At 72.8% G+C, this 20367-nt stretch carries 22 protein-coding genes and 2 pseudogenes; 15 read left to right on the forward strand and 9 right to left on the reverse strand.

Features of this window, described 5'->3' with window-relative positions:
• Window positions 1-253 precede the first annotated feature (253 nt).
• The 3 genes from ACZ7GZ_RS33035 (at window position 254) to ACZ7GZ_RS33045 (ending at window position 3603) form a co-directional block, all read left to right on the forward strand.
• On the forward strand, window positions 254-814 hold the full coding sequence (locus ACZ7GZ_RS33035; RefSeq protein WP_471029862.1) for an SDR family oxidoreductase: 561 nt from the start codon (window positions 254-256) through the stop codon (window positions 812-814).
• Window positions 815-972: 158 nt separating this feature from the next.
• Complete coding sequence (locus tag ACZ7GZ_RS33040) at window positions 973-2475, forward strand: metallophosphoesterase family protein (RefSeq protein ID WP_471029864.1); 1503 nt, start codon at window positions 973-975, stop codon at window positions 2473-2475.
• Window positions 2476-2547: 72 nt separating this feature from the next.
• Window positions 2548-3603, forward strand: coding sequence for an LLM class flavin-dependent oxidoreductase (locus ACZ7GZ_RS33045; protein WP_471029866.1), 1056 nt, complete (start codon window positions 2548-2550; stop codon window positions 3601-3603).
• Window positions 3604-3710: 107 nt separating this feature from the next.
• Here the strand turns inward: ACZ7GZ_RS33045 and ACZ7GZ_RS33050 are convergent, their stop codons facing one another.
• Window positions 3711-4685, reverse strand: a complete 975-nt coding sequence (locus ACZ7GZ_RS33050) for a TauD/TfdA dioxygenase family protein (RefSeq protein ID WP_471029869.1) — start codon at window positions 4683-4685, stop codon at window positions 3711-3713.
• A gap of 638 nt (window positions 4686-5323) precedes the next feature.
• The gene (locus ACZ7GZ_RS33055) at window positions 5324-5707 is read right to left on the reverse strand and encodes an MmyB family transcriptional regulator (protein WP_471029871.1); all 384 of its coding nucleotides are present in this window, start codon (window positions 5705-5707) and stop codon (window positions 5324-5326) included.
• Between the two features lie 178 nt (window positions 5708-5885).
• Between ACZ7GZ_RS33055 and ACZ7GZ_RS33060 the strand changes: the two genes are divergently transcribed.
• Genes ACZ7GZ_RS33060 through ACZ7GZ_RS33070 form a run of 3 tightly spaced genes read left to right on the forward strand, consistent with a single transcriptional unit; the run spans window position 5886 to window position 6901 of the window.
• On the forward strand, window positions 5886-6494 hold the full coding sequence (locus ACZ7GZ_RS33060; protein ID WP_471029872.1) for a DNA polymerase ligase N-terminal domain-containing protein: 609 nt from the start codon (window positions 5886-5888) through the stop codon (window positions 6492-6494).
• A 6-nt stretch (window positions 6495-6500) separates the two neighbouring features.
• A complete protein-coding gene (locus ACZ7GZ_RS33065) occupies window positions 6501-6725 on the forward strand; it encodes a hypothetical protein (protein WP_471029873.1) in 225 nt (74 codons plus the stop codon).
• A gap of 20 nt (window positions 6726-6745) precedes the next feature.
• Window positions 6746-6901 carry a hypothetical protein gene (locus ACZ7GZ_RS33070; RefSeq protein WP_471029875.1) on the forward strand — a complete coding sequence of 52 codons (156 nt, stop codon included), beginning with the start codon at window positions 6746-6748 and terminating at the stop codon, window positions 6899-6901.
• A 245-nt stretch (window positions 6902-7146) separates the two neighbouring features.
• Here the strand turns inward: ACZ7GZ_RS33070 and ACZ7GZ_RS33075 are convergent, their stop codons facing one another.
• The 3 genes and pseudogenes from ACZ7GZ_RS33075 to ACZ7GZ_RS33085 all read right to left on the reverse strand — a co-directional run bounded on the left by ACZ7GZ_RS33075 (window position 7147) and on the right by ACZ7GZ_RS33085 (window position 8717).
• Window positions 7147-7614 carry a peroxiredoxin gene (locus ACZ7GZ_RS33075; protein WP_471029877.1) on the reverse strand — a complete coding sequence of 156 codons (468 nt, stop codon included), beginning with the start codon at window positions 7612-7614 and terminating at the stop codon, window positions 7147-7149.
• Entirely contained in the window at window positions 7611-7991 is a 381-nt protein-coding gene (locus ACZ7GZ_RS33080; protein ID WP_471029879.1) for a DoxX family protein, read from the reverse strand. The genes ACZ7GZ_RS33075 and ACZ7GZ_RS33080 overlap by 4 nt, the downstream gene beginning before the upstream one ends.
• Before the next feature lie 277 nt (window positions 7992-8268).
• A pseudogene (locus ACZ7GZ_RS33085) lies at window positions 8269-8717 on the reverse strand (MarR family winged helix-turn-helix transcriptional regulator).
• Window positions 8718-8925: 208 nt separating this feature from the next.
• On the opposite strand from ACZ7GZ_RS33085, the gene ACZ7GZ_RS33090 reads away from it, so the two are divergent.
• The 5 genes and pseudogenes from ACZ7GZ_RS33090 to hemC all read left to right on the forward strand — a co-directional run bounded on the left by ACZ7GZ_RS33090 (window position 8926) and on the right by hemC (window position 13044).
• Window positions 8926-9513 carry an SH3 domain-containing protein gene (locus ACZ7GZ_RS33090; protein ID WP_471029881.1) on the forward strand — a complete coding sequence of 196 codons (588 nt, stop codon included), beginning with the start codon at window positions 8926-8928 and terminating at the stop codon, window positions 9511-9513.
• 186 nt (window positions 9514-9699) lie between these two features.
• A complete protein-coding gene (locus ACZ7GZ_RS33095; protein WP_471029882.1) occupies window positions 9700-10491 on the forward strand; it encodes an XRE family transcriptional regulator in 792 nt (263 codons plus the stop codon).
• Window positions 10492-10847: 356 nt separating this feature from the next.
• Window positions 10848-10988, forward strand: a pseudogene (locus tag ACZ7GZ_RS33100) (DNA-binding response regulator); the annotation flags it as partial.
• A 116-nt stretch (window positions 10989-11104) separates the two neighbouring features.
• Window positions 11105-12061 (forward strand): ATP-dependent DNA ligase, encoded by a 957-nt coding sequence (locus ACZ7GZ_RS33105; protein ID WP_471029907.1) that lies wholly within the window; start codon window positions 11105-11107, stop codon window positions 12059-12061.
• Window positions 12062-12102: 41 nt separating this feature from the next.
• Window positions 12103-13044 (forward strand): hydroxymethylbilane synthase, encoded by a 942-nt coding sequence (gene hemC, locus ACZ7GZ_RS33110; protein WP_471029883.1) that lies wholly within the window; start codon window positions 12103-12105, stop codon window positions 13042-13044.
• A 25-nt stretch (window positions 13045-13069) separates the two neighbouring features.
• Here hemC and ACZ7GZ_RS33115 read toward each other — a convergent pair whose 3' ends face one another.
• A complete protein-coding gene (locus ACZ7GZ_RS33115; protein WP_471029886.1) occupies window positions 13070-13594 on the reverse strand; it encodes a hypothetical protein in 525 nt (174 codons plus the stop codon).
• A gap of 617 nt (window positions 13595-14211) precedes the next feature.
• Between ACZ7GZ_RS33115 and ACZ7GZ_RS33120 the strand changes: the two genes are divergently transcribed.
• Window positions 14212-15003 carry an RNA polymerase sigma factor SigF gene (locus ACZ7GZ_RS33120; RefSeq protein WP_471029888.1) on the forward strand — a complete coding sequence of 264 codons (792 nt, stop codon included), beginning with the start codon at window positions 14212-14214 and terminating at the stop codon, window positions 15001-15003.
• Window positions 15004-15035: 32 nt separating this feature from the next.
• Here the strand turns inward: ACZ7GZ_RS33120 and ACZ7GZ_RS33125 are convergent, their stop codons facing one another.
• A complete protein-coding gene (locus ACZ7GZ_RS33125) occupies window positions 15036-15350 on the reverse strand; it encodes an ANTAR domain-containing protein (protein WP_471029890.1) in 315 nt (104 codons plus the stop codon).
• A gap of 129 nt (window positions 15351-15479) precedes the next feature.
• Between ACZ7GZ_RS33125 and ACZ7GZ_RS33130 the strand changes: the two genes are divergently transcribed.
• Window positions 15480-16289 (forward strand): VOC family protein, encoded by an 810-nt coding sequence (locus tag ACZ7GZ_RS33130; protein ID WP_471029892.1) that lies wholly within the window; start codon window positions 15480-15482, stop codon window positions 16287-16289.
• 98 nt (window positions 16290-16387) lie between these two features.
• On the opposite strand, the gene glgX is transcribed toward ACZ7GZ_RS33130, so the two are convergent.
• Both glgX and ACZ7GZ_RS33140 read right to left on the reverse strand, forming a co-directional pair.
• Window positions 16388-18532, reverse strand: a complete 2145-nt coding sequence (gene glgX, locus ACZ7GZ_RS33135) for a glycogen debranching protein GlgX (RefSeq protein ID WP_471029894.1) — start codon at window positions 18530-18532, stop codon at window positions 16388-16390.
• Entirely contained in the window at window positions 18529-19041 is a 513-nt protein-coding gene (locus tag ACZ7GZ_RS33140; protein WP_471029895.1) for a pep a2, read from the reverse strand. The genes glgX and ACZ7GZ_RS33140 overlap by 4 nt, the downstream gene beginning before the upstream one ends.
• 326 nt (window positions 19042-19367) lie before the next feature.
• Between ACZ7GZ_RS33140 and ACZ7GZ_RS33145 the strand changes: the two genes are divergently transcribed.
• On the forward strand, window positions 19368-19667 hold the full coding sequence (locus tag ACZ7GZ_RS33145; RefSeq protein ID WP_471029897.1) for a DUF5133 domain-containing protein: 300 nt from the start codon (window positions 19368-19370) through the stop codon (window positions 19665-19667).
• Window positions 19668-19776: 109 nt separating this feature from the next.
• A partial coding sequence (locus ACZ7GZ_RS33150; RefSeq protein WP_471029900.1) for a maltotransferase domain-containing protein occupies window positions 19777-20367 on the forward strand: 591 nt, incomplete at its 3' end.

The following is a 20367-nucleotide window of genomic DNA, read 5'->3' on the forward strand; positions in this document are numbered from 1 at the left end:
CGCCTGTGCCCCCTGGGGGAAAGGGGTCTGTGCAGAACGGGTCTGTGGGGAAGACGTCTCACTCGTACTCCTCCTGCTGCGGTCGCCGGGTCGCGACCGGTGACAGACGGGCAGACGGGTCTGCTGCCCGGGCGAGCTGAGCTGTGCGGGACCGTGATCCGTGAACACACCGAGGATGTGCGGTGTGTGGGGGAAGGATTCCAGCCTTGACCCGCACATGTCAGCCATGTGCGGGTATTCGAGGGTTTTCCCTATGCGGGTGGCGCCGGTGGAAAGATCCCGATCACGAGGATCGAAGCAGAGGACTGGCCGGTCGCCTTGGTCACGGGTCCGCGTCGGGGATCGGGGAAGCCGTCGCACGGCGGTTCGCCGCGGACGGTATGCGGATGGCCGTGCACTCCCGGCGCAGCGCGCGGGCCGGGCAGGCGCTGGCCGCGGAACACTCCCGGCGCTCCGTGAGTCCCCCGCGGGCGGCTCCGTCCTGAACGTCACCGTCACGCCGGGATACGGGTACGGCCCAAGGGCTCGTCGGTGCCGTACGCGGCGAGCGAGGCGGCGCTCAACCAACGTCACCCGGCTGCTCACGGACCGCGCTCGCCCCCCCGATGCCCGCGTCAACGCCGTGGCGCCGGGGCTGGTGGACACGCCCATGACGAAGGACTGGACGCAGGCGCACGAACTGTGGCGCGACCGCGCACCGATGCGCCGCCCGGCCCAGCCCGCGGAAGTGGCCGATCCGGTGGCTTCGGTGATCGCCGGCACCTACCTCACCGACGAGGTCATCATGCTCGACGGCGGCTTGAACCTGACGTGACGCGACCACCGTGCACGCTCCGTCCCACGGGGCGAGGGCCGAGCGCGGCGAACCGGCCGGCGCACGGCGCTCTTCAGCGGCAGCAGGTGCCGTGCTCTCCACCGAGTTGGGCCGCCCCGCCAACCGCCGTTGACCGGGGCGTTGTTACCGTGCAGGGCGTGTCTGACTCCTCGCGCGATACCGCACAGGGCGCCGGCTGGGGCTCGGCCGAGCCCGGTGCCTACAAGCAGCTGATGCCGGACCACGTCGAGAAGCTGTCGTGGCTGAATCCGCGGACCCTGTGGGCCGCCCGCAACGGCGTGCTGGCGTCCTGGTTCGGTGATCCGACCGGCCGCACCCGCAGCCGCTGGGTGGCACGCCGGGAAGCGGCCGGGGCGCCCGCCGACAAGGTGATCCGGCGGGAGGTCCGCGGCCCGTTCTCGTTCATGGTCATCGGGGACACCGGCGAGGGCGACGACTCGCAGTACGCCGTCGTGCCGGGGTTTCTGAAAGCGAGTCAGGGCACCGACTTCGCGGTGATCGCGAGCGACGTGATCTACCCGGTGGGCAGCGCCGACGACTACGGCAGCAAGTTCTTCCGCCCCTACCAGGACTATCCGGCGCCCATCTTCGCGATACCGGGCAACCACGACTGGTACGAGGACCTCGGCGCCTTCATGCGCGTCTTCTGCGCCGACACCCCGCCGCTCGGCCCCGCCCCCCGGCCCCGCCCGCTCACCCGCGCCTGGTGGCGCACCCTGCTGTGGCACCGGCCCCGCCCGGCCGACGAGCAACGGCTCGCCGCCGCCCGGGACTTGCGGTCGGCCCCCGGCCAACAGGCCGAGCAGCCCGGGCCGTACTGGGCGCTCGACGCGGGCCCGGTACGGATCGTCGGCATCGACACCGGTCTGCTCGGGACGATCGACGCCGAACAGGGCGCCTGGCTGCGTGAGGTGTCGAAGGGGCCGAAGCCGAAGATCCTCATCACCGGGTCGCCGCTGTACGTCGACGGCGAGCGCCACCCGTGTGTGATCGAGGGCGGCGGCACGGTGGACGACATCGTCCGGGACCCGGGCCACCACTACGTGGCCGCGATCGGCGGCGACATCCACAACTACCAGCGCTATCCGGTCGACGTGGACGGCCGCACCATCCAGTACGTGGTCGCGGGCGGCGGCGGGGCGTTCATGCACGCCACGCACACCATCCCGCGGGTGTCGGTCGCGGGTGTCACCGAGCGGGACTTCCGCTGCTACCCGCTGCGCGGCGACTCGCTGGCCTTCTACAGCCGCCTGTACGGCCGCCGGCTGCGGCTGCGCCGCTTCTTCACCCTGACCGAGGCGGAGGCGACCGCGGTCGTCGCCGAACGCCTCGGCATCGAGCCGGGCCGCAAGACCGACCCGGACGCCCGGATCACCCGGCGCACCCGTCTGGTCGCGAGCCTCCTCGGCACCGGTGGCCGCCCGGACCGCACGTCCCGGTTCCGGCTGCCCGTGCGCAAGGTCTACACCCAGCTGTTCTCGCCCGGCTCGGCCACCTACAGCCCGCCGTTCTTCAAGTGCTTCCTGCGACTGGACGTCACCGCGGAAGCGGTCCGGCTGCGCTGCTTCGCCGCGACCGGCAACCGGGCCCAGGAAGTCGATCCGCCGGTCGAGGACGAGATCGTCATTCCGCTGAAGTGATCACACGGTGGTCACACGGGCCTGCGAGAATCACCCTCAGACGGAAGCGACGTACGACCGCTGGAGGAGCCCGTGCCGTCCACCGCCCGCCCGTTGCGCAAGCTGGGTTTCCTCACGATCGGCTTGTTCGATCCGGCGGATCCGGCCCGCGGTCACGCGTCCACGCTGGAGATCATCGAGCTGGGCGAGCGGCTCGGCTTCGACAGCGCCTGGCTGCGTCACCGCCATCTCCAGTACGGCATCTCCTCCCCGGTCGCCGTCCTCGCCGCCGCCTCCCAGCGGACCCGCCGGATCGAGCTGGGCACCGCGGTGACCCCGCTCGGCTGGGAGAACCCGCTGCGGCTCGCCGAGGACCTGGCGACGGTGGACATCCTGTCCGGGGGCCGGCTGAACCCGGGCGTCAGTGTGGGCCCGCCGATGCACTTCGCGCAGGTCAAGGGCGCCCTGTACCCGGACACGGCCGAGAGCGAGGACTTCGGTTACGAGCGGGTGCGGCGACTGCTGGACCTGGTGCGCGGCAAGCCCGCCGGCGACTTCAGCGGGGTCGAGGGGTTCGAGGCCACGCGGCGGCAGCCGCATGTCGAATCCAGCTCCGATGTGGTCCAGCCGCACTCCCCGGGCCTGGGCCGGCGCATGTGGTACGGCGGCGGCAGTCCGAGCTCGGCGCGCTGGGCGGGCGAGCACGGCATGAACCTCCTGACCAGCAGCGTGGTCAAGGCGGAACGGCCGGAGGGGCCCTGGGACTTCGCCGAGATCCAGCTGTCCCTCGTCCGGGAGTTCCGCGCCCACCACCCGGACGGCGAGGCGGCCCGGGTCTCACAGGGCCTGGTCGTGATACCCACCGACTCCGCGCGCCCGGACCAGCGCGCCAAGTACGAGGCGTACGCGGCGAAGCGGCTGCCGCGTACGGCCTCCCCGCAAGGACCCGCCCGGCTGCTGTTCGCCCCGGACCTGGTCGGCACCTCCGACGAGATCGCCGAACGGCTGCGCGCACACGCCGCGTTCCGGGAGGTGGACGAGGTGGCGTTCGCGCTGCCGTTCACCTTCGAGCACGAGGACTACGTACAGATCCTGACGGACATGGCGACGAAGCTGGGCCCGGCGCTGGGCTGGCGACCGGCGGCCTGACCTCCGTCGGCCCGCGTCTTCGTCTCCGCGCCGGCGACCAGATGGCGGGAGGAGCCGAAGAACCGCGCGGCCTTGGTGGAGCGGCCCACACGGCCACCCGTCACCGCCTACCAGCGCCCCGCCGCCGTACCCGTGACGGCCTCGGACCGCCTGCCGTCCACCCCCACCGGCACCTCTCCCGCCAGCATCACCCGGTGCATGGTCCGGGGGAAGCCCAGGTGGGCGTTGTCGCTGGGGGCGAGGTGGATGGTGGCCCGGTTGTCCCAGAAGGCGACGCTGCCCGGCTCCCAGCGGAAGCGGACGGTGTACTCGGGCCGCACGGCCTGCTCCAGGAGCATCTCCAGCAGGGCCGCGCTCTCCTGGCGGGAGACCTCGGTGATCTGTTCCACGTAGTAGCCGTTGACGAACAGCACCCGCTCGCCCGTCTCCGGGTGCACCCGGACCAGCGGGTGCACCGACGCGACCTGGTGGTCGAGCAGATGGCGCAGGTACGCGTCGTCGCCGGCGCGGGGCTGGTAGCCCACGCCGAGCCGGTGCTCGGCGCGCAGCCCGTCCGCGAAGGCCCGGACGGGTGCCGACAGGCCGGCGTAGGCGGCGGCCAGGTTGGCCCAGGTGGTGTCGCCGCCGTAGGGCGGGACGGTCTCGGCGCGCAGGACGGTCGCGGCCGGCGGGTCGATCCGGGCGCCGTGGTCGCAGTGCCAGCCGCGCAGCAGGGTGTGCCGGCGGCGCCGCAGCCACTCCTCGTGTTCCATGCCGAACCGGCCGCCCAGCTCCAGCCGGTCGGCGGTCGTCTCGATCTCCGGGAAGTCCTCCGGTGAGGCACTGCCGCGGCGGCCCGGGACGACGGGTTCGCCGAAGCGGCGGGCGAAGGCGACATGCCCGGCGTGGTCCAGTTCCTGCCCGCGGAAGAACACCACCTTCCAGCGCAGCACGGCCTGCCGCACCAGGGCCACCACGGAGTCGTCGAGCGGTCCGGCGAGGTCGACGCCGGTGATCTCGGCTCCGATGTGCCCGGCGACCGGCCTCACCTCGACGCCCTCGACCCGCTCCGTGTGATCCGCGGTGGCCCTGTGCGTCGTCATACGCGCTCCGTTGCTCGTCCGAACCGGCTCTGCCTCCGATCGTGACACCGTGGCCCTCCCACGGCGAACTCCCGGACCACCGTGTTCCGGAACACCGGCGTACCGCCCGCTGTGAACAGCGCCGGCCCAGGGCGCGGTGCCGTGAACCCGTCCGCGTCGGTCGTGGGCGTGGTGTGCGCGTAGGCCCGGTTGTCGAGGCATCCGCAGGCGTAGCGCGCGGCGGGGTCCGGCGAGCCGTCGGCCTGCCGCTTCTCGAGCCGAACCGCTGGCGGTCCACCGGCGTCCCGCTGGACGGCCGCGACGCCGGGGCGTGGGACGACGAGGCGGTCGGCTGGGAGTGCCCGCGGCTGAGTGGGTGCGGTGCAGCCCCTCCCGGCCCCGTACCCGGCGCAGGGACATCGCGGGCGCGGCCGTTGAAGTCGAAGGACACGGCGGTGTGCGGGACACCGGCGAGCCGGGTGACATCCCGTGAGGTGGGCCGTCCGCCGACCGTGCCGTTGCTGTCCGTGCCGCCGCCCATGCCGTCCGCTGCCGCTCCCCCGCCCGTCCGGTCGATCACCGCTCGCCCTGTCCGTGAGGCTGGAGGGACGACACGGTCGAGGGAACACGAGGAGTTCTGAACCGGCCGGGCAGGGCCCCTACTGCTCCCCGATCCGCTCATGCGCGCTGCCGGGCCGGTCACCGTCACCGGCCGGCGCGGTGAGGCTGCCGAGGATGTCCAGCAGTTCGGCGCTGCGGCTGCCGGGCTCGGCGTGGAAGACGACCAGGGTGAGTCCGTCGGTGCCGTCCACGGAGAGCTTGTCCGACTGCAGGCCGAGTTCGCCCACCTGCGGATGGGTCAGATGGCTCACCCGGCCGCGCCGGGGCCGTACCTCGTGCCGGGCCCACAGGGCGCGGAAGCGTTCGCTGCGCAGGGACAGCTCGCCGACCAGTTCGCGCAGCCGTGGGTCGTCGGCGTCGTCCCCGGAGCGCAGCGCGGCCACGCCCTCCTCGGTGAGGTCCTCCCAGTCCCGGCACAGCACGCGCTCGGCCGGGTCGAGAAGACGGCGCGCAGCAGGTTGACGCCGCCGCGCGCCTGGTACTCCCGGACGACGCGGTCGCCGAGCTGAACGGCATCGGGGGCTGAACCGCAACCCCGGCTGAACGGCCCGGCCCGGGGTACCCGGGGCCCGTGAGACGGGCGCACGGAAGGAGCCGCACGTGGCAGCGGAGGACCGGCTGGGGACGTACCGCGGCAAGCGCGACTTCGAGCGGACCCGCGAGCCCTCGGGCCATGAGCCCCGGACCGGAAGCGACGCGCCCCGGTTCGTGGTGCAGATCCACGACGCGCGTCGGATGCATTTCGACTTCCGCCTCCAGGTCGACGACGTCCTGAAGTCCTGGTCCGTCCCGAAGGGCCCGTCCACCGACCCCGCCGACAAGCGGCTGGCCGTGCCGACCGAGGACCATCCGCTGGAGTACGAGCAGTTCGAAGGCGTGATCCCGAAGGGCGAGTACGGCGGCGGCACGGTGATCGTCTGGGACCGCGGTACCTACGAGCCGCTCAGCCACGACCACCGGGGACGCCCGGTGGAGTTCGCGGACTCCCTGGAACGCGGACACGCCACCTTCCGGCTGCACGGGACCAAGCTGCACGGCGAGTACGCGCTGACCCGGTTCCGCAGCGGCGAGGGCGAGGAGGAGGCCTGGCTCCTGGTGCGCAAGGGGCCGGCACGGTCGGACGGGCACGGCACGCCGGATCCCCGCCGGGCCCGCTCGGTGCGTACCGGCCGTACGCTCGCGCAGGTCGCGGCCGACGCGGAGGAGTGAGCCGCGGTGCCGGGGCTGCTGGCGGCGCTGCCGGCCGACCGGCGGCGGCTGCTGCGGCCCGCCCGGCCGGGCCCGGAACTCGCCGCGGCCCCGATGCCGGCCACCCTCAGCGACCGGCGGGAGTTCGGCGAGGGCTGGCTGTTCGAGCGGAAACCGGACGGCGTCCGGCTGCTGGCGGTGTCCGCGAGGGTGACCGGGTACGGCTGCTGTCGCGCACGGGTCAGCGGCTGAACGACACCTACCCGGAGATCGTGGCGGCGCTCGCGGCGCAGGAGTGCGCCGACTTCACGGTGGACGGCGAGGTCGTCGCGTTCACCGGCGGCCGTACCGATTTCGCGCGGCTGCAGCGGCGGATGGGGCTGACCCGGCGCCGGGACGTCGAGGCGTCCGGGGTCGCGGTGACGTAGTACGTCTTCGGCCTGCTGCGCCTGGAGGGCGCCGACACCCGTCAACTCCCGCTGCGTATCCGCAAGTCTCCCCTGCGCCGGGCGCTGTCCTTCCGGGCCCCGCTGCGGCTGACCCTCCATCGCAACGCGGGGCGGCGCCGAGTCGCTGGAGCAGGCGTGTGCCCGCGGCTGGGAGGGCTGATCGCCAATCGGGCCGACAGGGATGTTCCGACTGCTCCGGCGCATCCGGCGCGGCAGGGTGCGGATCAGCCCTTGTGGGCGCGCAGGGCGGCGAGGGCCCGGTCGGCGTGGGTGTTCATGCGCAGTTCACTGCGGACGATCTCCAGCACCGTGCGGTCCCGGGCGATCACGAAGGTGACGCGCTTGGTGGGGGCGAGGGAGAAGCCGCGCCGGACGCCGAACCGCTCACGGACCGTGCCGTCGGCGTCCGAGAGCAGGGGCATGCCGAGGCCGTGCCGGCCGGAGAACTCCTGCTGCTTGTCGACGCCGTCGCCGCTGATGCCGACGGGCCGGGCGCCGACGGCGGCGAATTCGGTGGCGAGGTCGCGGAAGTGGCAGGCCTCGGCGGTGCAGCCGGGGGTGAGCGCGGCCGGGTAGAAGAAGAGCACGACCGGACCGTCGGCCAGCAGTTCGGTGAGCCGGCGGGTGGTGCCGGTCTCGTCGGGCAGGGCGAAGTCCTCGGCCTTGTCCCCGACCTCGATGCGTTCCGTCAAGACCGTCCCTTTCCGTTTCGGGCGACTCCTCGCGCCCACAGCACCAGCGGCACCTGCAGGGGCAGCCGCGCGAGGGCGGCCGTCCGCAGCGGCGCGGACCGGTGCCGCCAGTCCGCGGCCATCTGTACGTTCGCCGGGACCACCCCGACGAAGAAGACCGCGGCCGCCTTCGCGGCGACCGCTCGGGTCCGGGGCGCGGCGATCCCGGCGGCGAGCGCCAGCTCCACCGCTCCGCTGCCGTACGTCCATGCCCTGGGCGAGCCGGGCAGCCGTCGCGGGATGGTGGCGTCGAAGGGGCGCGGGATGACGAAGTGGGCGACTCCGGCTGCGGCCAGCAGGCCGGCGAGCAGCAGGGGCGAGCGTTCGGACCGGGTCACGGTTCCTCCTGTGGTGGCTGCCGCCGGATATTACTGGACGGTAGACACGGAGGTGGCCCCTTGCCGTAGAAACGCAGCTTTCCGCCGAGGCGTGGCGCGGCGGCCGCCCGTTGCCGCACCGCCTCGGCCTCACGCCGCCGCACAGGTGACGGCCACCCGATGCCGCACAGCCTCCACCCCACGCCGCCGCACAGGTGACGGCCACCCGATGCCGCACAGCCTCCACCCCACGCCGCCGCACAGGTGACGGCCACCCGTTGCCGCACAGCCTCGGCCGTCACGCCGTGGCGACGGTGGCGTCCGGCTCCCGTCCGGTGTCCTCGTCGATCGTGTACGCGAGGAAGTCGTCGGCCATGCGGTGGGAGAGGGTCGCCATCTGCCGCAGCCCCTCGGACCGCCAGCCGCCGAGGGCGAGCCGCATACCCCGGGCTCCGGCCTCGCGGACCCGGTCGACGGCCTCCCGGCCCGCGTCGGTCGGCTGGATCCGCTGGGCCCGCCGGTCCACGGGTCCGGGACGCGCGTGACGTGTCCGGCCCGCTGCAGTTGCTGCACGGTGCGCGTGACGTGGGAGGCCTCCACGCCCAGGCGCTGCGCCAACTCCGCCGGCCGCAGCGGTTCGGAGCCGGCGATCCGCCGCAGCGGAGCCACCGCGGCCCGGTCCAGCGGTACGCCGGCCAGCGCCATCAGCCGGTCATGCTGCCGGGCCCGGGTGCTGAGGTAGGTGATGGCATACCCGCCCGGTTGTCAGCTGCTTGCGTAAGCCACGTAAGTTCCGCCCGCCGTCAGCGGAACCGGCCCGCGGCGCGGGCATCCGTCCCGGGGACGTCCCGGCCGTCCCCGGGGACGGCGGGACGGCATGGCGACGGTCCGTCACGGAAACGCTGGCTGTCGTGATCACTGCTCGTGGTCACGAGAACGACAGCCGGAGGTTTCCATGATCCGACGGACCCTCAAGAGCGGACTGCTGGCCACGGTCGCGGTGCTCGCGTTCCTGCCCGCGGCGGCCGGGGCCACCGCGGCGAGCGCCACCACCCAGCACCCGGTACCCAGCGCCGTCACCCAGGACGACGCACACCACCGCGCCCACCACCAGGGGCACGTCACGCACCGCGTCCACCACCGCGTCCACCTCCGCACGCACCGGGCGCGCCGCGTACACCGCCTCGCGCCCCAGGGAGCGGCGTACCGCTTCGTCCCATGGACGACGGCCCACCGCATCGCCCCGTACGCGGCGCCGTACCGCCTGCAGTACCGCCTCGTGGCGCAGTGGGTGCCCTACCGTCACCTCCGGCCCGTCACCGGCCGCGTCACCACCCGGCACACCAGGCTCAACGTCCGCTCCGGGCCGGGGACCGGCTACCGGGTGATCGGCCACCGGCACACGGGCCGGCACCTGGCGCTCGTCTGCAGGACGCGCGGCTCCTCGGTGTACGGGAACCGCACCTGGTACCGGCTCTCGCAGCACCGGGGCTACGTCTCGGCGCGCTACGTCCGCGCCGACCGCGCCCTCCCCTGGTGCTGACGGCACATCACCGCCGCACCACAAGTCACCGAAGGCCCGTTCGACGACCCCCGAACGGGCCTTCGGTATGTCCGCACTTGACCTTCCTCCTACCTCACGGGGTGTTGCGGTCGCCGCACTCCCGGGAAGTCATTCCGACAACAGGGGCCAAAACGCCCATAGCGGAAAGGGAGTCGAGGACGCACGATGCGGCACCCCCAAGCAGCGACCACGCCGGACGAGCCACTGGTGGTTGGGCTGCGCGAGCTGAAGGACCGTACGGGGCTGAGCCTGGCGGCGCTGGCCGCGCGCACTCCGTACAGCAAGTCCGCGTGGCACCGCTATCTGTCCGGCGGCGCACCGCCGCCCAGACCGGCCGTGGAGGCGCTCTGCCGCCTCGCCGGCACCGATCCCGACGCCGTACTGGCCCTCTGGGAGGCCGCGGAAGTGCCCCCGCCCACGACCGCACCCGAAAAGCCCGGCAGAAGGCGGCTGTTCGGGTGGATCCGGCCGTGGTGTGCGCCCTGGCTGCCGTTGTCCGCACTCGCCCTGTTCGGGGCGGCGACGGCGGTGACCGCCGCCGTCACCCTGTCCGGGCGCCCGGGCAGCGCGCCCACGGCGCAGCACCTGCCGGCGGTGCCTCGCTGTCACGGCCGGTCCTGCCAGGGCGCGCTGCCCGACGCGTCGGCGTGCGCCCGGGACGCGCGGACCACCAGCGCGGTCTCCGGCCCCGCCTACACCGTCCTGCTGCGCTACTCACCGGCCTGCGGCACCGCCTGGTCACAGGTGCGGCTGCGGTCGGCCAAGGCCCGCGAGGTGTCGGTGCGGGCAGGCCAGGACGTGCTGTCGGCCCGCTACCCGGCGGACGACCCGGCCGGGAACAGCAGCCCCATGCTCTCGGTGTCCTCGCCGCGGGGCGTGGAGGCGTGCGCCGAGGTGGACGGGGAGCTGGCGTGCACGGGCCTGGACGCGGAGCCGGAGCCGGACGCGCAGGGGTGACAGGCGCACGTCGCGTACGGCGCCGCACCCGGAGGCGGGGTACGGCGCCGTGCACGGGACCGGGTCAGCGCCGTGGCCCGGCGAGCAGCTGCCCGCCGGGCCACGGGCCGAAGACGGCACCGAAGCGGCCCATGCCCGAGGCGCTCCGAGGAACACGCCGGTGAGGTGATCACGGGGGCGGTCCCGGCGTCGGAGACGGCCGCCGCACAGCCTCAACACGCTGATGCGGTCCATCGGCACGTCGGTCGCCAGCGCGGTGGCCCCTCCCCCGCCACCGCCCCACCACGCCGGCCCCGACGCCGGCCGAGCCTTCGGCGGAGACGGTGGCCTGAGCCGGTCGCCACGCCGAGAGGCCCACCACCGCCCGCACGCTCGTCATCACCGAACGCTCCGTCAGCAGGCACATCGGCAACGTCTTCCTGAAGCTGAGCCTGCCCCAGAGCGACAGCGGACACCGCCGGGTGCCGGCCGTGCTCGCCCCTCTGCGTCACGCGTGATGCCACCGGCCGTCCGGACCCGTTCAGGGGAACCGGCGGCCGAAGGCGCGTGAGGCCGCCGGGAGCGGTCGAGACCTTCAGCCGTGACCGCCGTACCCCTGCCGCTCATCGCGCCGATGCTCGCCACCCCCGGCACCCTGCCGCCCGCGGCTCAGGATGAGCGGTGGGGGTACGAGACCAAGCAGGACGGGCAGCGGGTGATGGTCTATCTGCCCGGCGACGGCAGCGTGCTGCTGCGCGCCCGCTCCGGCGAGGACATCACCGGGGCCTATCCCGAACTGGGCCCGCTCGGCGGCGCGCTGGGCACCACGCCCGCCGTGCTGGACGGCGAGGTGCTGGCCCTGGACGAGCGGGGACGGGCCGACTTCCAGCTGCTGCAGAGCCGGATGGGTCTTGCGCACGCCCCCGCGCGGGCGGCCCGCCGGGCCGCCCGGGTGCCGGTGCACCTGGTGCTGTTCGACGTGCCGTACCTGGAGGAACCCCTGGTGCGGCTGCCGTACGTACGGCGGCGCGCGCGGCTGGAGGAACTCGGGCTGGCCGGGCCGTACTGGTCGACGCCGGGCGCGGTGACCGGGCATGGCGCCGAGGCGCTCGCGGCGACCAGGGAGCACGGCCTGGAGGGCCTGGTGTGCAAGCGGCTGGACTCGGTGTACGAGCCCGGCGTGCGCTCCCGCGCCTGGATCAAGATCCGGAACATGCGTGCCGAAGACGTGATCGTCGGCGGCTGGCTGCCCGGCAAGGGCCGGCTCGCCGGGCTGCCCGGCGCGGTGCTGGTCGGGCAGCGCGACGCGGGCGGCCGGCTGCGGTACGTCGGCGGGGTGGGCACCGGCTGGAGCGAGGCGGAGCGGACGGATCTGGCCCGGCTGCTGGAGGACACCGCGAGCAGCCGGTGCCCCTTCGACCCGGTCCCGCGGATCCCGGACGCCCGCTGGGTACGGCCGCGGCTGGTGGGCGAGGTCAACTACAGCACCCGTACCCGCGCCGGACTGCTGCGCCAGCCCTCCTGGCTGCGGCTGCGCCCCGATCTGACACCGGAGGAGTCGGCGGCGGACCTGCCCGAGGGCTTCGGCTGAGACCGGGCGTCGAGTCCGGCTCGGGCTCAGGGGTCTATCGTGTGCGCATGCCGGTTCCCGAACTGATCCGTATCGTCTCCCGCGACTCCCCCATGGCCCTGGCCCAAGTGGAGCGGGTCCGGGCCGAGTTGGCCGTCCTGCACCCGGGTGTGCGCACCGAGGTGGTGCCGGTGAAGACCACCGGCGACAAGTGGCTCGGCGATCTGTCCAAGGTCGAGGGCAAGGGGGCGTTCACCAAGGAGGTGGACGCTGCGCTGCTGGCCGGTGAGGCCGATCTCGCGGTGCACTGCGTCAAGGACGTACCCGCCGACCGGCCGCTGCCCGCCGGGACGGTGTTCGCCGCGTTCCTGAAGCGGGACGACATCCGGGACGCCCTCGTGCACCCGGGCGGCCTCACCCTGGACGGGTTGCCCGCCGGCACCCGGATCGGTACCTCCTCGGTGCGCCGGGTGGCCCAGCTGGCCGCCACGCACCCGCATCTTCAGTGTGTGCCGTTCCGCGGCAACGCCAACCGCCGGCTGGAGAAACTGGCCGCCGGGGACGCGGACGCGCTGCTGCTGGCGGCGTCCGGGCTGGAGCGGATCGGCCGGACGGACGTGATCAGCGAGGTGCTGTCGCCGGAGACGATGATGCCGCCGATCGGCGCGGGCATCCTCGCCCTGCAGTGCCGGGAGGACGACACCGATCTCATCGACGCCGTCAGCGGGCTAGGTGACCCGGACACCCACCGGGAGGCGACGGCCGAGCGGATGTTCCTGCATGTGCTGCAGGGCCACTGCAACAGCCCGATCGCCGGTTACGCGCGCGTGGACCGCGGCGGGGAACTGTCCCTGCGGGCCTGTGTGTTCACCCCGGACGGCAAGACCAGGCTGAACGCCCACGAGTGGGCGGGCCGACTCGATCCGGCCACCCTCGGCACGTCGGTCGCGGTGGCGCTGCTGCGGCAGGGCGCCCGGGAGATCATCGACGGCATCCCGCACTGACCGTACGGCCCCGCCGCCGCCCGCGTCAGGCGGTGCCGGGCTCCGTCTGGTCCCGCAGGAAGGCGCTGACCTGGTGGGCCAGGCCGCCCTGTCCGGCGGCCGTGGGGGCGACCGCCGGGGTCGCCTCCAGGACGCCGATGCCGCCGGTCCACAGCCGGCGGTCGGCCCACTCGTCGTCCACCCGCAGCTGCACCTGCACGTCCACGTGGGTCAGGTCGGCCTCGGGGGCGGCAGCGTAGAGGACGGCGGTGGCACGGCGCAGCGGATAGACGTCGAAGCCCTCGACGAACTGGGAGTTCCGCCAGTCGATGAAGGCGCCCTCGCCGTCGGGGCCGACCCGGACGTCGAGCTGGCCGTCCTCCAGGTGGATGCCCAGGGGACGTGCGCCGCGGTTCTCGACCGTCACCCGGACGCTGAAGTACGTCAGCCCGGCAGCGGCGTCGTCGCGTCCGCGTGGCGGCTCGGCCGCCTCCAGGCGGTGGACGCGGACCCGCAGACCGGCATGCTCGTCGTACTCGTGCCAGTCCCCGACCACGTTCGGCTCGTACACAGTGCCCCTCTCGACCTTCGAGAGCTGCTGTCTATCTGTGCGCCGAGTGCACTGTCAAATGAGCAGAATGCGCTGTGGCCAGGGGGTTCGCCCGCTTTGATCGGTGATCAAGCGCTGCCCAGGAAGAATCCGTTAACGGCCCCTTCGGAGGGGGCAGGCGGCGTGCCGCACATCACGTCCGCGGCAAGATCACCCGGCCGGCCGGGCCGGGCCGGTGGCGAGCTGCGCGGGCCTGCCGCACAGGAGGCCGCGCGGCCCGCCGACTTGACAACTCGACGGGCGGCCCGCTTCCGCGGCGACTGTGCCAGGGCGTTTCCGTGCGTGTACCAGCAGTCACCCCAGTGGCTCCGGGCCTCGGCGGAGTCCGCCACGATTCCCCGGCCCCTCGTGCAGGTCGGCCCCGGTCCGCCGGCCGTCTCCGCCGCACGAGGCCCACCGCATCCCGTTTGCACCTATTTGTTTGATGATGTCCCTACGCGGGAAAAGGATCGTCAGTGCTTCGGACAGGAGGCACGTCCGTGGGAGCCGGTGTCGCCGGACGCCCCGGTGTCCTTTCCATGGTCCGAGCGCACCTCCCACGGTGTCTGTCCATCCAGCACCTGAGAGAGGTGCGCACGATGCGCGTCACCGGCACCACATCCCCCCATCCTCACGACGACGCCCCCGACACGGCGGAGTCCTTCGAGCGGCTCGCGCAGCTGCCCGAAGGTCCCGAGCGGCGGGGGCTGCGTGACGATCTGGTCCGACTGTGGCTGCCCATGGCCGAGCGGATCGCCGTGCGGTTCCGTGGCCGTGGGGAGTCCCTCGAGGACCTCTACCAGGTGGCGGCCCTCGGCCTGGTGAAGGCCGTCGACCACTACGACCCGCAGCGCGGTCGCGCCTTCGAGGCGTACGCGGTGCCCACCATCACGGGTGAGATCAAGCGCCACTTCCGCGACCACATGTGGACCCTGCACGTGCCCCGCCGGGTACAGGACCTGCGCAACCGGGTCCGCACCGCCACGAAGGAACTCTCCCAGAGCACCTCGGGCCGCCCGCCCTCCGTGGCGGAGATCGCCGCCCACACGCGGCTCAGCGAGGACGAGGTGCGCACCGGTATGGAGGCGCTGGAGTGCTTCTCCGCGCTGTCCCTGGACGCCGAGGTGGCGGGCACCGACGGCTACGCCCTCGGGGACTCGCTCGGCGCCCCCGACCCCGGATACGACCTCGTGGTCGACCGGGCCGCCGTCAAGCCGTGTCTGGAGGCGCTGCCGGAACGCGAGCGCACCATCCTCTATCTGCGGTTCTTCCGGGGGATGACGCAGAGCCGGATCGCCGAGCAGCTCGGCATCTCGCAGATGCACGTCTCTCGGCTGCTCAGCGCCTGCTTCGACCGGATGCGCGAGGAACTGCTCGCCGAGGTCCGCTGAACCGGCTCGCCGAGCTCCGCTGAGCCGCCGGCTCACTCCTGTGCGGTCCCGGGCACCTGCGTGGGCCCGTAGCGGTCCAGGGCGTCCTCCAGCGCGGCGCGGATGTCGGGGGGAATGTCGCCGCGGCGGCCCCAGATCAGGATCAGCTCCGCGATGTTGCGCAGCTTGATGTTGGTGTGCTGGGAGACCTCCTTCAGGATCTCCCAGCCCTCGTCCGGGGTCACCCGGCCCAGGGCCACCATCATCCCGATGGCCTGGTCGACGACCGCGTGGGATGCGACGGCCTCTTTCAGCTGGTCGACCTGCGCCTGCAGCTCAGCGATCTGTTCCGGTTCGCTCGCTCCCATACCGCCATCGTCCCTCGGTGGCCTGGACCCGTGCCACCGGGGGTACTCGACGAGCACGCCACCCCCTTCCGGCTGGACACTGGTCCCAGACCGGTGGCCGCCCGGCCCCGAGAGCAGGACGCGACTGCCATGAACCACAATGCCCCCGTCAGCGGTGGACCGCGGAGGCGCGACGTCGTCTCCACGCACTCCGTCTTCGGTGCCCCCTGCTGGGTGAGCCTGACCAGCCGTGACCTCGGGGCCACCCAGGAGTTCTACTCGGCCGTCCTCGGCTGGCGCTGGCGCGGCGCCAAGCTCGGCGAGCACTTCCGTATCGCGCTGGCGGACGGGGTGCCGGTGGCGGGGATCGCCGCCGTCGCCGCCATGTGGCAGATGGCGGTGGCCTGGACGCCGTACTTCGCTGTGCCGGACGCCGACGTGGCGGTCGCCCGGGCCCGCGAGCGCGGCGGTACGGCCGCCGTCGGGCCGCTGTCCTTCCCCCCGGGCCGGGCCGCGCTGCTCGCCGACCGGGACGGGGCGACCTTCGGCATCTGGCAGGGGGAACTGGTCGGCAACTGGGAGGCCTGGCGGCGGGCGTCGCCGACGTTCATCCGGCTGCACACCCGCGACGCCTTCGACGCCGCGCTGTTCTACGGCGAGATCCTCGACTGGGCGTCCGGGCTGCCGGGCTGCTGCGAGGTGGAGTACGAGGGCGGCGAGGTGGTGCTGCGCAGCGAGGGCGACATCGTGGCGCGGATCGACTCGGGCGCGGTGGAGTCGGCACCGGATCCCTCGGTACGGCCGCACTGGCAGGTCCACTTCGCCGTCGCGGACGTGCCGGGGTGTGCTCGGGCGGCGGAGAAGCACGGGGGCAGCGTGCTGAGCGAGGACGAGACCGAGGCGATCCTGCGCGACGCCGACGGGGCCCAGTTCACGGTGACATCACGCCGGGGCCGCTGAGCCGCCGCTCGCCGCGCTTGCGGGGTGCCGCCGCGGAAGCGCCCTGAAGGGCGCGCGGAACTGCGCGACCAGCCACAGCGGACCCGCGGAGACCGCCCCTAGCGTGCCACCCGCGACGGACGCGACAGCAAGATCAGACTGCGGGCTTCCACGCGAAGCCTCGTGCCGGCCTTCCGTTCGCGTTCGTCGGGGATGCCGTCGGGGTCGGCCGTGTCGATCAGGGTGGTCCAGCGATCACCGAAGGAGCTGTCGGGCAGGCGGAAGTCGACCGGTTCCCAGTAGCCGTTGATCAGCAGCAGGAAGGAGTCGTCGACCATGCGGCGGCCGTAGGGATCGGGTTCGGCGATGGCGTCGCCGTTGAGGAAGACGCCCATCGAGTGTGCGTCGCCGCGCTGCCAGTCCCGCCCGGTCATCTCGCGGGCATCGGGCCTGAGCCACATCAGGTCGGGCAGCGGCTGCTTGGCGTTGGTCGCGGTCTCGCCGCGGAAGAAGCGGCGGCGGCGCAGGACGGGGTGCGCGGCGCGCAGGGCGATCAGGTGCCGGGTGAAGTCCGTGAGGGTCCGCTGATTCTCCGTCAGCTCCCAGTCGACCCAGGAGATCTCGTTGTCCTGGCAGTAGGCGTTGTTGTTGCCCTGCTGGGTGCGGCCGAGTTCGTCGCCGTGGCAGAGCATCGGGATGCCCTGCGAGAGCAGCAGCGTGGCGAGCAGGTTGCGCTGCTGGCGGGCGCGCAGTTCGAGGACGGCGGGATCGCGGGTCTCGCCCTCCACACCGCAGTTCCAGGACCGGTTGTGGCTCTCGCCGTCCCGGTTGTCCTCCCCGTTGGCCGCGTTGTGCTTGTCGTTGTACGACACGAGGTCGCGCAGGGTGAAACCGTCGTGCGCGGTGACGAAGTTGACGCTGGCGCGCGGCCGGCGCCTGCTGTGCTGGTACAGGTCCGAGGAGCCGGTCAGCCGGGAGGCGAACTCGCCGAGCGAGCCGGGCTCACCCCGCCAGAAGTCCCGGACGGCGTCGCGGTACTTGCCGTTCCACTCCGACCACAGCGGCGGGAAGTTCCCCACCTGGTAGCCGCCCTCGCCGAGGTCCCAGGGTTCGGCGATGAGCTTGACGCGGCTGATCACCGGGTCCTGCTGGATCAGGTCGAAGAAGGCCGAGAGCCGGTCCACCTCGTGGAACTGCCGGGCGAGAGTGGCAGCGAGGTCGAAGCGGAAGCCGTCGACGTGCATCTCGGTGACCCAGTACCGCAGCGAGTCCATGATCAGTTGCAGTACGTAGGGGTGCCGCATCAGCAGGCTGTTGCCGGTGCCGGTGGTGTCGTAGTAGTGCGCCCAGTCGCCGTCGACCAGGCGGTAGTAGGAGGCGTTGTCGATGCCGCGGAAGGACAGGGTCGGGCCCATCTCGTTGCCCTCGGCGGTGTGGTTGTAGACCACGTCGAGGATGACTTCGAGGCCGGCCGCGTGCAGCGCCTTGACCATGGCCTTGAACTCGTTGACCTGCTGGCCGCGGCTGCCGAAGGCGGCGTAGGCGTTGTGCGGGGCGAAGAAGCCGATGGTGTTGTAGCCCCAGTAGTTGGACAGGCCCCGGTCCTGGAGCACACCGTCCTGCACGAACTGGTGCACCGGCATCAGCTCCACCGCGGTCACGCCGAGCGAGGTCAGGTGCTCGATCACGGCGGGGTGCGCGAGGCCGGCGTAGGTGCCGCGCAGCCGCTCGGGGACGTCGGGGTGGCTACGGGTCAGGCCGCGCACATGGGCTTCGTAGATCACCGAGTCCGAGTACGGCGTCCGGGGCGGGCGGTCGTCGCCCCAGTCGAAGTAGGGGTCGGTGACCACGCCCAGCATGGAGTGCCCGGCGCTGTCGGCGGGGGCGGGGCCGTCCGGGGCCCGCTCGTACAGCGAGGCGTGGTTGTCGATCTGGCCGTCCACGGCCCGGGCGTACGGGTCGAGCAGCAGCTTCTTCGGGTTGCACCGGTGGCCGAGCGAGGGCTGCCAGGGGCCGTGCACCCGGTAGCCGTAGCGCTGGCCGGGCGCGATGCCGGGCAGACAGGCGTGCCAGACGAATCCGTCGACCTCGTGCAGCCGGACGGGCGTCTCCTTGCCCGCGTCGTCGACGAGGATCAGCTCGACCCGCTCGGCCACCTCGCTGAACAGGGCGAAGTTGGTGCCCTGTCCGTCGAAGGCGGCACCCAACGGGTAGGGCTGCCCGCTCCACACGGGCAGCCCTTTCCTTCTCCTGCGGGCGGTCACCGGCTGCCCTCCAGGGCGTCGTCACCGGCGGGCGCCGGCGCGGCCAGCACCACGAGGGGCTCTGTGCGCGGTACTTGCCGGCCGGTCCGCAGCGTGGGCGCGGGGGCGGTCGGCACCAGCGGGACACGCTGGCCGGCGCGGGCGCGCTGCGAGAACCAGATGATCTTGGCTCCGGTCTCGGAGGCGCAGCAGCCCCAGCCGTCGCTCATGGCGGCGATGTCGGCGAGGCAGGCCCGCAGGTCCTGGTCGGGGCGCAGATCCGGGTCGTCGTCCCCGAACGCGGTGATGAGGTGCTGGCCGTTCCACCACATCTCGATCGACGTGTGCTTGTCGTTGGCGTGCTGGTCGATCGCCCGCAGCAGCAGTTCGGCGCCGCGGCAGACGGGGACCGTGAGGTTCTCGAGGTCCCAGTAGCGGAGGTGGGCGGCCAGGATGCGGCTGACCTGTCCCACCCGTTCCGGGCTGACTTCCACGTCGAGGTGGTAGTAGCAGGGCACTGCGGTCTTCATCGTCGCTTGCTCCTCACCGGCGAAGCTCTCGCTCCCCTCGCCCGTCCGGGAGGGATCCCGGATGCCCGTCCGGTACACAACCCGGACACACAGCGTGAGCACTGAGCGCTTCTGAGTCACCTCCACGGTGAGGGCACTACGCCATTCGTGCAACATGAGCACCCGACACCGCCCGTGGTTGAAGCTCCAACAAGACGCTGCGTCGTCGTGCGTGCACCATAAGTGAAAGCCTCGATCGCCGTAACGGTGCCGTGCCCTTCCGCGTGCGGACACCACCCGACCGTCGGGAACGCGCCCAGTCGAGAGCGTGGAGGGTGAAGAGGGCAATGCTGCTACCCGCCAAGGCCGAAGTGGCCCGGGCGTTGCGGCGTTACCGGGCGTGGGAGCGCGTGATGCTCGCCTCGCCCCACGACCGCACGGTCCGGGCCACCTTCGAGGACTCGGGCTACACGCTGTGCGTGCTGATGGGCAAACGCTGCGCCCGCGAGGCCGCGGACGCCGCCGAGCGCTATCTGCGCACCAATCTGGTCACCTACCTGCGCGAGCAGGACGGACGACCGCGGTCGCGCCGGTCGGCCAGAAGAGCGCCGCCACCGGAGCGGCGTTCCACGGCGCCAAGCCCCTGACCTGGCACCGTACAAGGCGTTCCCCCACGGGACCGACGTCGGTCGGCCCCGTCTCGGATCGCGAAGCCGGGCCAGGTGCCCGGCTTCGCGCACGGCGGAGGTGAGATACATGCGCAGGACCCCGGCCATCGGCCGTGTACCGGTACGTGACGTACGGCCGGCCGTGGAGTGCGGCAGGCGCCCGGCGAAAGCGGTGGCCGGGGAAACGTTCCAGGTGACGGCCACCGTGTTCCGCGAAGGGCACGATGCCGTGGGCGCCAATGTGGTCCTGCGTGATCCGAAGGGCCGCCGTGGCCCGTGGACGCCGATGCACGAGCTGTCCCCCGGCAGTGACCGCTGGGGCGCGGAGATCACCCCCGGCGCGACGGGCCGCTGGACCTTCCGGGTGGAGGCCTGGAGTCATCCGCTGGCGACCTGGCGGCACACCGCCTCGGTGAAGATCCCGGCCGGGATCGACATCGGGCTGGTGCTGGAGGAGGGCGCCGAGCTGTACGAGCGGGCGGCCGCCGGAGTGCCGAAGGGCCCGGAGCGAAACGCCGTCCTGGCCGCCGCACAGGCCCTCGGCGACGACTCCCTGTCCGTGCACGAGCGCCTGAAGGCCGCCGTGTCCCCGGAGGTGGACGACGTGCTGTCCCGGCATCCGTTGCGGGAGATGGTCACCGCCTCTGATCCGATGCCGCTGCTGGTGGAGCGCGAACGC

This window comes from Streptomyces sp. NPDC037288 (genome assembly GCF_055603265.1).

Excerpts from the sequence above, each read along its gene's own strand:
- ACZ7GZ_RS33120 (WP_471029888.1), top strand. The coding sequence starts at position 14,212 with ATGCGCGTCACCGGCACCACATCCCCCCATCCTCACGACGACGCCCCC.
- ACZ7GZ_RS33130 (WP_471029892.1), top strand. The coding sequence starts at position 15,480 with ATGAACCACAATGCCCCCGTCAGCGGTGGACCGCGGAGGCGCGACGTC.
- ACZ7GZ_RS33140 (WP_471029895.1), bottom strand. The coding sequence starts at position 19,041 with ATGAAGACCGCAGTGCCCTGCTACTACCACCTCGACGTGGAAGTCAGC.
- ACZ7GZ_RS33125 (WP_471029890.1), bottom strand. The coding sequence starts at position 15,350 with ATGGGAGCGAGCGAACCGGAACAGATCGCTGAGCTGCAGGCGCAGGTC.
- ACZ7GZ_RS33145 (WP_471029897.1), top strand. The coding sequence starts at position 19,368 with ATGCTGCTACCCGCCAAGGCCGAAGTGGCCCGGGCGTTGCGGCGTTAC.
- ACZ7GZ_RS33035 (WP_471029862.1), top strand. The coding sequence starts at position 254 with ATGCGGGTGGCGCCGGTGGAAAGATCCCGATCACGAGGATCGAAGCAG.
- ACZ7GZ_RS33105 (WP_471029907.1), top strand. The coding sequence starts at position 11,105 with ATGCTCGCCACCCCCGGCACCCTGCCGCCCGCGGCTCAGGATGAGCGG.
- ACZ7GZ_RS33050 (WP_471029869.1), bottom strand. The coding sequence starts at position 4,685 with ATGACGACGCACAGGGCCACCGCGGATCACACGGAGCGGGTCGAGGGC.
- ACZ7GZ_RS33090 (WP_471029881.1), top strand. The coding sequence starts at position 8,926 with ATGATCCGACGGACCCTCAAGAGCGGACTGCTGGCCACGGTCGCGGTG.
- ACZ7GZ_RS33095 (WP_471029882.1), top strand. The coding sequence starts at position 9,700 with ATGCGGCACCCCCAAGCAGCGACCACGCCGGACGAGCCACTGGTGGTT.